At 59.8% G+C, this 15092-nt stretch carries 12 protein-coding genes; 6 read left to right on the forward strand and 6 right to left on the reverse strand.

Annotated elements, in window-relative coordinates:
• The first annotated feature begins 127 nt into the window (after nucleotides 1–127).
• The 6 genes from AC1RDQ_RS13075 to AC1RDQ_RS13100 all read left to right on the forward strand — a co-directional run bounded on the left by AC1RDQ_RS13075 (nucleotide 128) and on the right by AC1RDQ_RS13100 (nucleotide 7667).
• Nucleotides 128–2251 (forward strand): TonB-dependent receptor plug domain-containing protein, encoded by a 2124-nt coding sequence (locus AC1RDQ_RS13075; protein ID WP_492587511.1) that lies wholly within the window; start codon nucleotides 128–130, stop codon nucleotides 2249–2251.
• A 1-nt stretch (nucleotide 2252) separates the two neighbouring features.
• Complete coding sequence (locus tag AC1RDQ_RS13080; protein ID WP_492587512.1) at nucleotides 2253–3185, forward strand: ABC transporter substrate-binding protein; 933 nt, start codon at nucleotides 2253–2255, stop codon at nucleotides 3183–3185.
• Entirely contained in the window at nucleotides 3182–5083 is a 1902-nt protein-coding gene (locus AC1RDQ_RS13085) for an ATP-binding protein (RefSeq protein WP_492587513.1), read from the forward strand. The genes AC1RDQ_RS13080 and AC1RDQ_RS13085 overlap by 4 nt, the downstream gene beginning before the upstream one ends.
• Before the next feature lie 247 nt (nucleotides 5084–5330).
• Entirely contained in the window at nucleotides 5331–5846 is a 516-nt protein-coding gene (fabA, locus tag AC1RDQ_RS13090) for a 3-hydroxyacyl-[acyl-carrier-protein] dehydratase FabA (RefSeq protein ID WP_003227150.1), read from the forward strand.
• An 11-nt stretch (nucleotides 5847–5857) separates the two neighbouring features.
• Entirely contained in the window at nucleotides 5858–7078 is a 1221-nt protein-coding gene (fabB, locus tag AC1RDQ_RS13095) for a beta-ketoacyl-ACP synthase I (RefSeq protein ID WP_007974551.1), read from the forward strand.
• A 400-nt stretch (nucleotides 7079–7478) separates the two neighbouring features.
• Entirely contained in the window at nucleotides 7479–7667 is a 189-nt protein-coding gene (locus AC1RDQ_RS13100) for a hypothetical protein (RefSeq protein WP_057713661.1), read from the forward strand.
• Between the two features lie 67 nt (nucleotides 7668–7734).
• On the opposite strand, the gene AC1RDQ_RS13105 is transcribed toward AC1RDQ_RS13100, so the two are convergent.
• The 6 genes from AC1RDQ_RS13105 to cysM all read right to left on the reverse strand — a co-directional run bounded on the left by AC1RDQ_RS13105 (nucleotide 7735) and on the right by cysM (nucleotide 15003).
• Nucleotides 7735–8682 (reverse strand): hypothetical protein, encoded by a 948-nt coding sequence (locus tag AC1RDQ_RS13105; protein WP_492587514.1) that lies wholly within the window; start codon nucleotides 8680–8682, stop codon nucleotides 7735–7737.
• A gap of 158 nt (nucleotides 8683–8840) precedes the next feature.
• The gene (locus AC1RDQ_RS13110) at nucleotides 8841–9383 is read right to left on the reverse strand and encodes a DUF2058 domain-containing protein (protein WP_008051468.1); all 543 of its coding nucleotides are present in this window, start codon (nucleotides 9381–9383) and stop codon (nucleotides 8841–8843) included.
• 28 nt (nucleotides 9384–9411) lie between these two features.
• Complete coding sequence (gene mazG / locus AC1RDQ_RS13115) at nucleotides 9412–10245, reverse strand: nucleoside triphosphate pyrophosphohydrolase (protein WP_492587515.1); 834 nt, start codon at nucleotides 10243–10245, stop codon at nucleotides 9412–9414.
• 137 nt (nucleotides 10246–10382) lie between these two features.
• Nucleotides 10383–12626, reverse strand: a complete 2244-nt coding sequence (gene relA, locus AC1RDQ_RS13120; protein WP_090457279.1) for a GTP diphosphokinase — start codon at nucleotides 12624–12626, stop codon at nucleotides 10383–10385.
• A gap of 122 nt (nucleotides 12627–12748) precedes the next feature.
• Nucleotides 12749–14101, reverse strand: a complete 1353-nt coding sequence (rlmD, locus tag AC1RDQ_RS13125) for a 23S rRNA (uracil(1939)-C(5))-methyltransferase RlmD (RefSeq protein ID WP_492587516.1) — start codon at nucleotides 14099–14101, stop codon at nucleotides 12749–12751.
• The gene (cysM, locus tag AC1RDQ_RS13130) at nucleotides 14101–15003 is read right to left on the reverse strand and encodes a cysteine synthase CysM (protein ID WP_340317579.1); all 903 of its coding nucleotides are present in this window, start codon (nucleotides 15001–15003) and stop codon (nucleotides 14101–14103) included. Before cysM ends, rlmD begins: the two co-directional genes overlap by 1 nt.
• Nucleotides 15004–15092 lie beyond the last annotated feature (89 nt).

The raw sequence follows: 15092 nt of genomic DNA on the forward strand, positions 1-15092 counted from the left end.
CCGACATCAAATACCTGCACCCGTAGGAAGAAGACCAATAAAACCGAGGAAAATGCAGACATCGTGAATGGAAAAGTCATTCGGCTCGGTTAACATGCGCGCCAACAATCACTGACAGGGATGTGTTGTGTCTCCGGGCTCTCCTTCACCGCATTCACCTCTGGTTCTGGCGCTGATTTTCAGCTCGCCGGCGCTGGCCGACGACTTGTTCCTGGACAGCGAACCACTGCCGCAAGTACTCACCGCCACGCGCCTGAAGCAGTCGCCGGCGGCCGTGCCGGGAAGCATGACGGTGATCGACAGTGCCCTGATCCACGCCAGCGGTGCCCGTGACATCAGCGAACTGCTGCGCCTGGTGCCGGGGATGATGGTCGGCAACATCAGCGGCAATCAGGCGACGGTGAACTACCACGGCACCAATGCGAATGAAGCGCGGCGCATGCAAGTGCTGATCGACGGGCGCTCGGTGTATCGCGCCGGCCTGGCCACCGTGGACTGGAGTGACATTCCGGTGGCCATGGAAGACATCGAGCGCATCGAAGTCTTTCGCGGGCCGAATACCGTCAGCTACGGCGCCAATGCCCTGATGGCGGTGGTCAACATCATTACCCGGCGGCCCGCCAACAGTCACGGTACGCGCATGAAGGTCACCCAGGGCCAGCGCGGCATCAACGACTTTTACGCCAGCCAGGGCGTGGGCTGGGAGGACGGTGACTTGCGCCTGTCCCTGTCCGGCCAGCAAGACGACGGTTTCGACACTGACCGAACCGGCGCCGCCTACCATGACAGTCGTCGCCTCGATCGCTTCAACCTCGCCGTCAGCCAGAGCCTCGACGAACGGCAAAGCCTCGATTGGCAATTGAATGCCAAGGACGGCACCAACCAGCGGCCCTATACCTACCGGCCGGTGTTCCCGGGGATTACCCGCGCGGGCGACGACTCCGACGTCACCGCCAAGGACTACGCCGGGTCATTGCGCTGGAATCTGGACGTCAATCCCGACCACAGCCTTTACATCCAGGGTTCGGCCCAACACTGGGATCGCCAGCAAACCTGGCGCGCCTGCGACGCGGAAGTTTCGTTCAGCCCGCAACTGACCGAGCTCTGGCAATTGAACCCGAACTACACCGAACGCCTGGCCCGCAATATCACGCGGTTCATCGGCTCTGGTGCGCCGGCCGGGACGCCCGCCGAGCAGGCGCTGGCCAACCAGGTACTCGATCAATGGCGCAACGGCGCGAGCCAGACCGTTTGCGGCGACATCGACCAGAGCACCCGGGAATCGCGCTACGACCTCGAACTGCAGGACACCCTGAGCCTTGCCGATAACCTGCGGCTGGTCAGCGGGATAAACTATCGCTACGACCGGGCGGACTCCGAAACCTACTTCAATGGCACGCTCGATGACAGGATCTGGCGGGCGTTCGGCCAGTTCGAGTGGCGTGCCACCGAACACTGGCTGCTGCAAGGCGGCGCCATGTTCGAGGACACCCGGTTGACCGGCAGCTCGCTGACACCCCGCATGGCGGTCAACTACCTGATCAACCCCCGCCACGGCTTGCGTGCGGTGTACTCCGAGGCCATCCGCTCACCGAACATGTTCGAGAACAACGTCAACTGGAGTTATCAGGTCACCAACCTCAAGCCCGGTGCGTTTGGCCAGCCCAGCGCCCGTTATTTCGTCAAGACCCGTGGCCCCGGCGACCTTGATCAAGAGCACATGCGCTCCCGGGAACTGGGCTACAACGGCTATTTTCCCGAACCGGGGCTGGCGCTCGACGTGAAGCTGTTCCACGACGAAATCACCGGCATGATCAGTGAGCCGCTGCGCAACAATCAGTACATTGCCAGCAATGCCAACAAGGCGCGCTTTTCGGGGGTCGAAACCCAGCTCGACTGGCGTGTCGGCAGCCTCGATCGCCTACGACTGACTTATGCCTACGTCGATACCGATGCCAGCAATCCGCTGGATGCCAGGCAGACTGCAAGTAACAGTGGTTCGGCCGGATGGCTGCGCGATTGGGGCCAAGGCTGGAACAGTGCGCTTTTCTATTATGGCGATGACGCCCTCAACGGCTACCGCTTCGAACGGGTCGATGCGCGCATCGCCAAACGTATCGCCTTGGGCAACGCCAGCCTGGAACTGGCCGGGGTGCTCCAGCAACGGCTGGACAATCAGCCGACCACCTTCATCGACAATAATTATGACCAGCGCCAGGTGATGTATTTCAGCGCCGAGCTGGAGCTTTAAGATGCCGAATCGCCCGGCCTGCAGAATGCCTCCCCTGGGTCGGCTGCTGGCCATACTCTGCCTGTTGACAAGCGGCCTGCTGGGCAGCCTGGCGAGTAACGCGGCCGACATTTTGCTCACGGGGGCCGAAGATAGCCCCGGTGTGCGGGCGTTTACCCAGGCCCTGAGCGAGTTGCGACCACGCGATAACGTACGCTTCCAGACGCTGGCCAAAATGCCGATACCGGACAAGCTGCCGGAAAACATCCGCTTGATACTGCTCGACCTGCCCAGCCTCGACTGGCGCCTGCAAAACGCCCAGGGCCCGGCGACTCTCGTATTGCGCATCAGCCGCCTGCAAGCCCGGCAACGCTTGAACAATACGTTGCCTGCGCGCCTTTGCCTGCTATGGAGCGATCCACCACTGGACCGCCAGTTGCGCTTGACCCGCACCCTGTTGCCACAAGCCAGGCGCATCGGCGTGCTCTACGACACCCACAGTGAATTTCTGTTGAATGAGCTGCGTCAGGCCGCCCTCCCCCTGGGTCTTGAGATGGTCGCCCAGCGCTGGGACAACATTCACGACAGTCGTCCATTACAGGCACTGCTAAATAACAGCGACGTGTTGCTGGGACTTGACGATGCCGACCTGTACAACCCGCAAACCGCAAAGAACCTGCTGCTGAGCAGCTATTCGCGGCAAGTGGCCCTGATCGGACCCAACGCCGGATTCGTCAAGGCCGGAAGCCTGGCCAGCACCTATAGCGATCAGAGCGACTGGCTGGCGGTCCTCGACGAATTGCTCGACCAGCCACCGGCCACCTGGCCGCGCACGCACTATCCCCATCGATTCAAGGTCGCGAGCAACCCGCAAGTCGCACGTTCATTGGGTATCGAACAGATAAACGAAGCGTCTGTCGCCACACTGCTGGCTGAAGGAGAACGCCGTCCATGAGCTTGCGCCGTCGCTGGGACATCAACACTCGCACCCAACTGATCAGCCTCGGCCCTGCACTGCTGCTGACCTTGTTGCTGATCAGTTTCTTCACGTTCGTGCGCATCCAGGATCTGCGTCAGGAAATCTCCCACACCGGCCAGTTGATCGCCAATCAACTGGCCCCGGCCACCGAGTACGGCGTGATTTCGGGCAACATCGAAGTGCTCGAAACCTTGCTCAAGGCGACGCTGGCCACGCCCAACGTGAGTTTTCTGGAGATCCAGGACAGTGCAAACCGGGTTCTGGTGTACGTCGAACAACCGAGCGAACACCACAATCGCGCGCAACAGCTCGAAGTGTTCCAGGCACCGATACGGCTCCAGCGTATCGCGTTGCACAATGATTTTTTCCAGAGCAGCAAAACCGCCACTGCCGCCCCCACCGAGGACTACCTCGGTCGGGTGATCGTCGGGCTGTCCAACGATGCCTTCAGCCGGCGCCAACAGGAAATCGTGCTCAAGGCCGCCATCCTGGCGCTGTTTGCCCTGCTGTTTACCTTCATCGTGGCCCGCCGCCTGGCGGGCAGCCTGTCGAAACCGATCCGTGATATCGGCAATGCGGTCAAGGCGATCCAGGACGGCGATTACAACACACCGCTGCCCATTGTCGACGACACCGAGCTGGGGGCGCTGTCGCAACACATCAACAACCTCGCCAGCGGTCTCGAGCAGGCCAGCCGCGAACAGCATCAGGCCATGGCGCAGTTGATCCAGACCCGCGAAGAAGCGGAAAAGGCCAACAACGCCAAATCCGATTTCCTCGCCATGATGAGCCATGAACTGCGCACGCCGATGAATGGCGTACTGGGCATGCTGCAGTTACTGGAAACCACCGACATGACCGAGGAGCAGGTGGAGTACGCGGCGCTGGCCTCCGAATCCACCGAGCACTTGCTCAAGGTCATCAACGACATCCTGGATTTCTCGCGGATCGAACGTTCAGAGCTGGAGCTGGAACACATTGCGTTCAACCTCACCGACCTGATCGGCAGTTGCGCCCAGTCGTTCCAGCACAGCGCCGCGCAACGCGGTCTGGACCTGCAACTGATGATCCCCGACGACATGCGCGGTTTGCAGGTCAAGGGCGACCCGACGCGTATCCGTCAGATACTGGTCAACCTGGTCGGCAATGCGCTGAAGTTCACCGAGCACGGCCGCGTCACGATCGAGGCGCAGTGGCAGTCGCTGGACCACGAGTTGCTGTGGTTCACCTGCACCGTGCGCGACAGCGGCATCGGCATCCCGGCGCAAAGCCTGGAATTGATGTTCAACGCTTTCCAGCAGGCCGACAGTTCTATTTCAAGACGCTACGGCGGTACGGGGCTGGGCCTGCCGATTGCCCGTACCCTGGCCGAACGCATGGGCGGCACCTTGCGCGCGCAGAGTGAGGAAGGCCGCGGTTCGGTGTTCACCCTGGAAATTCCCCTGGCATTGCACCAGCAGACACAACCGCTGCTACCCCCTCGCGCGCAATCGCGCAACAGCAACGGCGAAGGACGCAATGTGTTGTTGGTCGAAGACAACCCGGTCAACCAGACCGTCATCGAAGCCATGTTGCGCAGCATGGGCTTCAAGGTCAGTGTCGCTGCCGACGGCGCGCAGGCGGTACGCAGCGCCGAGAGCCTGATCTTCGAAGCGATCCTGATGGATTGCCGCTTGCCGATCATCGATGGCTATGAAGCCACCCGACAAATACGCAATCTACCCGGTTGCACCGACCTGCCGATCATCGCCCTGACCGCCAATGCCTTGCAGGGTGACCGCGAAGCCTGTCTGTCGGCGGGGATGAACGATTACCTGGCCAAGCCGTTCAAACGGACTGATCTGCAGCAAATTCTTCAGCGTTGGGTGCAGTAGTACAGGCCTTTCGACCATCTGCGACTGGCGTGAAAGGCGAAAGTGCGGCAGTCTTAGTCACCCGAACAGGCCCGAAAAGGGGCTTGAATAATAATTTCAGTGCACAAGTGTACATTCATGTCCTTGGTGCTGTGACTTTCACCACAACGCAATAGTCTATGAGTAGGCTGCCGGTTCGAGGCATGAACGCTTCGATCGGCCGGGAAGATTTGCCCCACCTGCCGCATGGGACTATTGAGGAGCTCGCATGACCAAACAAAACGCCTTTACCCGGGAAGATCTGCTGCGCTGCAGTCGCGGTGAGCTGTTCGGCCCTGGTAACGCGCAACTGCCCGCCCCGAACATGCTGATGGTTGATCGCATCACCCTGATCAGCGAAGAAGGTGGCAAGTACGGCAAAGGTGAATTGGTCGCCGAGCTGGATATCAATCCGGACCTGTGGTTCTTCGCCTGCCACTTCGAAGGCGATCCGGTGATGCCGGGCTGCCTGGGCCTCGACGCCATGTGGCAACTGGTCGGCTTCTTCCTGGGCTGGCAAGGCCTGCCGGGCCGTGGCCGTGCGCTGGGTTCGGGCGAAGTGAAATTCTTCGGCCAGGTCCTGCCGACCGCCAAGAAAGTCACCTATAACATTCATATCAAGCGCGTCCTCAAGGGCAAGCTGAACCTGGCCATCGCCGACGGTTCGGTCACTGTCGACGGTCGCGAAATCTACACCGCCGAAGGCCTCCGGGTCGGCGTGTTCACCTCCACTGACAACTTCTAAGGGTTATCCGCATGCGCCGCGTCGTTATCACTGGTCTGGGCATCGTTTCTTGCCTGGGCAATGACAAAGAGACCGTCTCCGCTAACCTGCGTGCAAGCCGCCCTGGCATCCGGTTCAACCCGGAATATGCCGAAATGGGTCTGCGTAGCCAGGTTTCCGGCTCCATTGACCTCAACCTTGAAGAACTGATCGATCGCAAGATCTATCGCTTCGTCGGCCACGCGGCAGCTTATGCCTACCTGGCCATGAAAGACGCCATCACTGACTCCGGCCTGACCGAAGAGCAGGTTTCCAACCCGCGTACCGGCCTGATCGCCGGTTCCGGTGGCGCATCGACCTTGAACCAGATGGAAGCGCTGGACATCCTGCGCGAGAAAGGCGTCAAGCGCGTCGGCCCATACCGCGTCACGCGGACCATGAGCAGCACCGTTTCCGCTTGCCTGGCCACTCCGTTCAAGATCAAGGGCCTGAACTACTCCATCGCGTCTGCCTGCGCCACCAGTGCTCACTGCATCGGTACCGCCATGGAACAGATCCAGATGGGCAAGCAGGACATCGTCTTCGCCGGCGGCGGTGAAGAAGAGCACTGGAGCCAGTCGTTCCTGTTCGACGCCATGGGCGCCCTGTCCAGCAAGCGCAACGACACCCCGGAAAAAGCTTCCCGTGCCTACGACGCAGACCGTGACGGTTTCGTCATCGCTGGCGGTGGCGGCATGGTCGTGGTTGAAGAGCTGGAACACGCTCTGGCCCGCGGCGCGAAGATCTACGCGGAAATCGTTGGCTACGGCGCGACCTCCGACGGCTACGACATGGTTGCCCCGAGCGGCGAAGGCGCGATCCGCTGCATGCAGCAGGCGCTGTCCACCGTCGACACCCCGATCGACTACCTGAACACCCACGGCACTTCGACCCCGGTCGGCGACGTCGCGGAAATGAAAGGTGTGCGTGAAGTGTTCGGCGACAAGGCTCCGGCCATCAGCTCCACCAAGAGCCTGTCGGGTCACTCCCTGGGCGCTGCCGGCGTTCACGAAGCGATCTACTGCATGCTGATGATGGAAGGCAACTTCATTGCCGGCTCCGCCAACATCGACGAGCTGGACCCTGAAGTGGCCGACCTGCCGGTGCTGACCAAGACCCGCGAAAACGCCACCATCAACACCGTGATGAGCAACAGCTTCGGTTTCGGTGGCACCAACGCCACTTTGGTACTGAAGCGCTGGGAAGGTAAGTAATTTCCCTCTGCTGAGTCGCACATGAAAACGCCCCGACTGGTTCGGGGCGTTTTTTTTGGCCTCAAAGAATTCGACACCACAACCATTGTGGGAGTGAGCTTGCTCGCGATGAGGGAGTGTCAATCGACATCATTGCTGTCTGACCCACCGCCATCGCGAGCAAGCTCGCTCCCACAGTTTCAGTGCTCGACACTGGATTTGTGGTGCCTTCAACATGAAACGTTTGTCATGAAACTTAACGCCATGCGACTGAATGTCGCGGATTCCGCGGGCTGCAGGACTGTTTCCATTTTTGCAAAAAACCGTTACCAAACTCAGTTATTTACTTAGCAAGCTAACAAAACATATAACAGAGCCCTGCACACGCCTTGCTGCAGATAACAGAGATTGGAGCTAGCAGATGACTGTAAAAGTAACTGAACGCGACGATTCACATAAATCCCACGAGGGTGTAGCCGCCGGTATCCGGATCTGGGACGTGCATCAACAAGACCTGCTGGTCGGGATGTTCCACTCCGAGATCGACGCGCAAAACTACAGGGCCGAACTGGAAATGCTCGAGCGCAACCGCGAGCTCGCAACCGGTTGAAGACAGACTCCACCACCGTGCAGCCTGCCCCTTCCCGCACGGGCAGACTGCAACCGGAGCACGCGGCTCAGGCAATCTGAACGGCCGCTAAATGAAGGGAGTCGTCGATCACCACCGAAGGAACAACACCGACGATCCAGCCCGCCTCAAGTTTCACCACCTCGCACTCACCATCGCCCATGCCGTCATTGCGGACGGCAAACTGAAGCGAAGATAGATGACGCTTGCCGTCATCGAAGTCCATGCCACAGGCGATCAGGAAATCGATTTTGGCCCCCGCCAGTTCAACCTCCTTGTCCCGTTCACCGTCTTTCAACACCGCATAATCGAGGCACAAGTTGATGCCGAATGGGCAACCCACTACAAGACTATTAATAAATATTCCTTCGTAGCCACCAAAGTAACTGTGCTCGGCCTGTACACTACTGACCTTCTTTACCCGTACCACAATCTCATCGAACAACTTGAAAAACCAGTACCCGTCTTCCGACCCTACATGTCTTCCAAAATCGATTCCTGACACATAACGCTTCGGCCACATCGACATCAGCGGCATGTCGACCTCGTATTCCTTATTGGAAATTGTGAGCACATAATTAATGACATCGTAATAGCTCGACTCCCCCTCTCCCACCTTGATCAGCGTCGCACAACTTCCTGCCAATAAAACGATCTTGCCGTAGCGCTGCACTGGCAGATCACTTATCAACAGCGTCACACACTCGGTCACCTTCGTCAGATAAGCAGAGTTCAGTTCGTGAAGCTCCTGTTCACTACGGACTTCGTGCCAGGGAATGTTCCAGAAAAACTCGGGCAGGGTTACGAAAACGCACGCGGGCCTGCCGTGATCGTCGCGAGCAGCTTTCGCAGCGATCTTGATCTTTCGGCGCACAAGCTCCGCTCGTGCGACAAGCTCGTCGTCCAGATAATCGTGAATGGATTGATCGGGTTGTCGCGGCTGTGAAAGCTGCGATTTAAAAGTGGGTTGGCGTAACGAGGCGATACTTACCAGCATTGACAATATCCTTATTCATTTAATTTCATTCCATTAGTTCTCTCCCCTGAGAATATTTCGGGCAAAAGAAAACCCGAGAGATCGTATCGACGCGATCTTTCGGGTTCAATTCATTAATCAAGCAATGTACTAACAAACATGTAATGGAAGAGGAGCGATTACCACATCAGATCATCAGGGATCTTGTAGGCCGCATACGGATCGTCCTCGACGCTGACTTCTTCGGTCTGCACATTCAGCTGCACGATGCGTTGCGGGTCGCGCTCCTGAATCTTCAATGCCGCCTCGCGCGGAATCACTTCGTAGCCGCCAGCGTGATGCACGATGGCCAGCGAACCGCTGCTGAGCTTGTTGCGCATCAGGGTGTTGACGCAGATGCGCTTGACCTTTTTGTCGTCGACGAAGTTGTAGTAATCCTCGGTCGTCAATTTCGGCAGGCGCGAAACTTCGATCAATTGCTTGACCTGCGCGGCACGGGCCTTGGCCTCAGCCTTTTCCTGCTGCTGGCGGTTGAGCTCCTGGTCGCGCTTGACCTTCTCGGCCATGGCTTCCTGTGCCGCGCGCTGCTGGGAGTCATCCAGCTCGATCTGGCCTTTGTGGGCCAGGCGTTGCTGTTTCTGCTTGTCTTTGCTGACCTGCTTGGCCTGCTTCTGGTTGACCAGCCCTGCTTTGAGCAACTGGTCGCGAAGGGAAATGCTCATGGTGCTTATTACTCACTTAGGCCACTGCTCAACCGCAGCTGGGCAAATTCTTTTCCTGACGTTTGGCTTCGCCCCACAAGGCGTCCAACTCTTCGAGGGTGCAATCTTCCATGGGACGGCGGGTGTCGCGCAATGCCTGTTCGATAAAACGAAAGCGTCTTTCAAACTTGCCGTTGGCACTCCGCAGTGCGGTTTCCGGATCAACCTTGAGGTGCCGCGCCAGATTCACCACGGAGAACAGCAGGTCACCGATCTCTTCGGCCACGGCCTCGGGATCATTTTCCGACATGGCTTCGAGGACTTCATCGAGCTCTTCACGCACTTTGTCGAGCACCGGCAAGGCGTCCGGCCAGTCGAACCCGACCTGCCCCGCGCGCTTTTGCAATTTCGCCGAACGTGACAACGCCGGTAATGCAGCGGGGACGTCATCGAGCAATGACAGCTGTTCGGGCGCGCAGGACTTCTCTGCGCGCTCCTCGGCCTTGATCTCTTCCCAGCGCTGCTTGACCTGCTCTTCGCTGAGGCGCGGGACATCCAGCGGTGCATAGAGGTCGCCCGTAGGGAACACATGGGGGTGACGACGGATCAGCTTGCGGGTGATGCTGTCGACCACACCTTCAAACTCGAAGCGCCCTTCCTCCCGGGCCAACTGGCTGTAATACACCACCTGGAACAACAAGTCGCCGAGCTCCCCCTGCAAGTGATCGAAGTCACCGCGCTCAATGGCGTCGGCGACTTCGTAGGCTTCTTCCAGAGTGTGGGGGACGATGGTGGCGTAAGTTTGCTTGATGTCCCACGGGCAACCGTACTGCGGGTCGCGCAGGCGGTTCATCAGGTGCAATAAATCTTCAAGTGAATGCATCAATCTCTCTCACTGCAAAGTCCCTTGTGGGAGCGAGCTTGCTCGCGATAGCGGACAGTCAGACAACACCTGTGTTGAATGTTGAACCGTCATCGCGAGCAAGCTCGCTCCCACAGTGGATCGGCGCTGAACATGCATCAAGGTGTACGGTTACGCCGGGTTTCGATGATGTTCGGCAACTGGGAAATCCGCCCCAGCAACCGCCCCAATGCATCCAGCCCCGGAATCTCGATGGTCAGGGACATCAGCGCGGTGTTGTCCTCCTTGTTCGAGCGGGTGTTGACCGCCAGCACGTTGATCCGCTCATTGAGCAAAACCTGCGAGACGTCACGCAGTAACCCGGAACGGTCGTAGGCGCGGATGATGATGTCCACCGGATAGGTGAGCACCGGTACCGGGCCCCAGCTGACCTGGATGATCCGCTCCGGCTCCCGCCCACTCAGTTGCAGCACCGAGGCGCAGTCCTGGCGGTGAATGCTCACGCCGCGGCCCTGGGTGATGTAACCGACGATGGCATCACCCGGCAATGGCTGGCAGCAGCCGGCCATCTGGGTCATCAGGTTGCCGACGCCCTGGATCTGGATGTCCCCGCGCTTGCCCGGTTTGTAGCCGGTGGCCTTGCGTGGTATGAGTTCAAGCTGTTCGTTGCCACGCTCCGGCTCGACCAGTTGCTGCGCGAGGTTTACCAGTTGCGCCAGGCGCAAATCCCCGGCGCCGAGGGCGGCGAACAGGTCTTCGGCAGTTTTCATGTTGGCCTTGTCGGCCAGCTTGTCGAAATCCACCGCTGGTAGGCCGAGGCGATTGAGTTCGCGTTCGAGCAAGGTTTTACCGGCCGCGACGTTCTGGTCGCGAGCCTGCAACTTGAACCAGTGAACGATCTTCGCCCGTGCCCGCGACGTAGTGACATAACCCAGGTTCGGGTTCAGCCAGTCACGGCTCGGGGTGCCGTGCTTGCTGGTGATGATCTCGACCTGTTCACCGGTTTGCAGGCTGTAGTTGAGCGGAACGATGCGCCCGTTGATCTTGGCGCCGCGGCAGTTGTGACCGATTTCGGTGTGCACGCGGTAAGCGAAGTCCAGCGGGGTCGCGCCCTTCGGCAAGTCGATGGCGTGACCGTCCGGGGTGAAGATGTAGACCCGGTCCGGCTCGATATCGACCCGCAGCTGTTCCGCCAGGCCACCGATGTCGCCCAGTTCTTCGTGCCATTCGAGCACCTGGCGTAGCCAGGAAATTTTCTCTTCGTAGTGATTGGAACCGGATTTGACGTCGGTGCCTTTGTACTTCCAGTGGGCGCATACCCCCAGCTCAGCCTCTTCGTGCATGGCGTGGGTGCGGATCTGCACTTCCAGTACCTTGCCTTCCGGACCGATCACCGCCGTGTGCAGCGAGCGGTAGCCGTTTTCTTTCGGGTTGGCGATGTAGTCGTCGAACTCTTTCGGGATATGCCGCCACAGAGTGTGAACGATACCGAGCGCGGTGTAGCAGTCGCGCATTTCCGGCACCAGCACGCGCACGGCACGCACGTCGTAGATCTGGCTGAACTCCAGACCCTTGCGCTGCATTTTGCGCCAGATCGAATAGATGTGTTTGGCGCGGCCGCTGATGTCGGCATCGACGCCGGTGGCCTGCAGTTCGTTTTTCAGCTGGCTCATCACGTCGCTGATGAAGCGCTCGCGATCCAGTCGCCGCTCATGGAGCAGCTTGGCGATCTGCTTGTACTGGTCCGGTTCCAGGTAACGGAAGGACAAGTCTTCCAGTTCCCACTTGATATGACCGATACCCAGCCGATGGGCCAATGGCGCGTAGATGTCGAAGACTTCACGGGCCACACGGTTACGCTTTTCGTCGTCGGCGGTTTTCACCGCACGGATCGCGCACGTGCGTTCGGCCAGCTTGATCAGGGCAACGCGAACGTCGTCAACCATGGCCACCAGCATCTTGCGCAGGTTTTCCACCTGGCCCTGGGTGCCCAGCACCAGGGATTTTCGCGGACTCAGGCTGTCGCTGATCGCGGCCATGCGCTGCACGCCGTCGATGAGCTTGGACACCACCGGACCGAAGCGCTGGCTGACGGCCGGCAACTTGATCTGGCCTTCGCGCACGCCTCGATACAGGATCGCGGCGACCAAAGAGTCCTGGTCGAGTTTGAGATCGGCGAGGATCTCGGCGATCTCAAGCCCTGTACGGAAAGTCGAGTTACCTTCCGACCACAGATTCTGTGCCGCATTGGCTTGTTGTTCGGCCTCGCGAGCGTACTCGCAGGCCTCTTTCAAGGCTTCGCGATCCAGTGCCAGATCGACACTGACCGCATGATCGAGCCAAGCCTCGAGATTGATACTGCCGTCGGTGTTGATCGGCTGGTGTGCTCTCACCTGTACCATCTTGCTTACCTTCCCTACGACGCAGATTCAATGCGTCAAATCGCTGACCTTCGTTGCCGGTGCGCCCACGTCGGGCTGGGTGCGCGGCTGCACGGGCGGGCCAGTCGGACCAGACGAGCATCCTAGCTCGCTTCAAATAACGCCATGGCCTCGACATGTGCCGTTTGAGGAAACATATCGAGAATCCCGGCACGTTTTAACCGGTAGCCCTGCTTGATCAATTCGACCGTGTCGCGCGCCAGAGTTGCAGGGTTGCACGACACATACACCAAACGTTCGGCGCCCAGGCTCCTGAGCTTGCGCACAACCTCGAAAGCACCGTCACGCGGTGGGTCCAAGAGTACCGCACAAAAGCCTTCGGCGGCCCATTCGGCGTCCGTCAAAGGCTGGGATAAATCGGCCTGAAAAAACTTCGCGTTATGCAGATTATTGCTGGCCGCATTCGCCGCGGCCCGATCGACCATCACCTGCACGCCTTCGACCGCCACCACTTCACGAGCGGCCTTGGCCAGCGGCAAGGCAAAATTGCCCAGGCCACAGAACAGGTCGAGTACGCGCTCATCCGCTGTCGGCTTCAGCCAGTCCAGCGCCTGGGCGACCATCGCTTCGTTGACGGCGGCGTTGACCTGAATGAAATCCCCGGGACGATACGCCAGCTCCAGGTCCCACTGTTCAAGACGATAGCCCAACGACTGATCGGCCTCGACCGGTTGCGGTTCGCCATCGCCGTGCAGCCACAACTGGGCTTCATGGAACGCGCAGAATTCCTTGAGGATCGTCAGGTCGGCATCGGACAACGGCGCCATGTGCCGCAGTAAAACCGCCAGCGTCGAGCCGCTGAACAACTCCACATGCCCGAGTGCCTGGGGTTTGCTCAAGCGCCGCAGCATCTCCGGCAAGCAGGCCATGATCGGTTGCAAGGGCTGTACCAGCACCGGGCAGTCATCGATGCCCACGATGTCCTGGCTGCCAGCGGCACGGAAACCGACTTCGAGTTTTTTTGCCTTCATGTCCCAGCGCACCGCGACGCGGGCGCGACGGCGGTAAGCGAACTCCGCGCCGCTCAATGGCGCTGCCCACTCATCGGGTTCGACGCCCGCGACTCTCGACAACTGCTCGGCGAGCATGCGCTGTTTCAGGGCAAGCTGTTCGTTGTGGGGCAGATGCTGCACGCTACAACCGCCACAGCGGCCGGCATGGGCGCACGGTGCAGGGCGGCGTAGTTCGCTGGCCTTGAACACCCGTTCGGTGCGCGCCTCGACCACTTTGCCATGGGCACCGAGGACGCGCGCCTCGATCTCTTCACCGGCCAATGCGCCGATGACGAACCAGGTGCGACCTTCGAAAAACGCGATACCGCGACCGTCATTGGCCAGGCGCTCGATGGTCAGGCGTTGCTTTTTGCCGGTCGGGACTTGCGGGGCCTTGCTGCCGCCGGTGGGCTGGAAGCGCAGGCCTCTTTCATGTTTGGCCATCAGTTGGGCGCGTCGAAAATGCCGGTCGACAAGTAACGGTCGCCACGGTCGCAGATGATCGCGACGATCACCGCGTTTTCAACTTCTTTGGACAGGCGCAACATTGCCGCCACGGCACCGCCCGAGGACACGCCACAGAAAATGCCTTCTTCGCGGGCCAGACGACGGGTCACGTCTTCGGCTTCGCTTTGCGCCATGTCGACGATCCGGTCCACGCGGTCAGCCTGGTAGATCTTCGGCAGGTATTCCTGAGGCCAGCGGCGGATCCCCGGGATCGCCGAGCCTTCCATCGGTTGCAGACCGATGATTTGCACGTTGTCGTTCTGCTCTTTCAAGTAGCGCGACACACCCATAATGGTACCGGTGGTGCCCATGGAGCTGACGAAATGGGTGATGGTGCCCTGGGTCTGGCGCCAGATTTCCGGGCCGGTGGTGGTGTAGTGCGCCTCGGGGTTGTCACCGTTGGCGAACTGATCCAGTACCTTGCCCTGGCCTTCGGCTTCCATCTTCTGCGCGAGGTCACGGGCGCCTTCCATACCCTGCTCCTGGCTGACCAGAATCAGCTCGGCGCCATAGGCCGTCATGGCTGCCTTGCGCTCGGCGCTGGAGTTGTCGGGCATGATCAGGATCATCTTGTAACCCTTGATCGCAGCGGCCATGGCCAAGGCGATCCCGGTGTTGCCCGAGGTCGCCTCGATCAGCGTATCGCCGACGTGGATCTGCCCGCGCAGCTCGGCGCGGGTGATCATCGACAGCGCCGGACGGTCCTTGACCGAACCCGCCGGGTTGTTCCCTTCGAGCTTGAGCAAAAGGGTATTGCTGGTGGCGCCGGGCAGGCGCTGCAAACGGACCAGCGGAGTGTTGCCGACGCAATCGGCGATGGTTGGGTACTGCAAGGTCATGGCGTATTCGCAATCCAGACTGCGGGGGCGACTATCATACCGGCAAACGTTCCCAGGCCATATCACGCAAAGTGCGGTGCTTATGGCTT

This window comes from Pseudomonas sp. GW823-FHT02E01, from assembly GCF_058797535.1.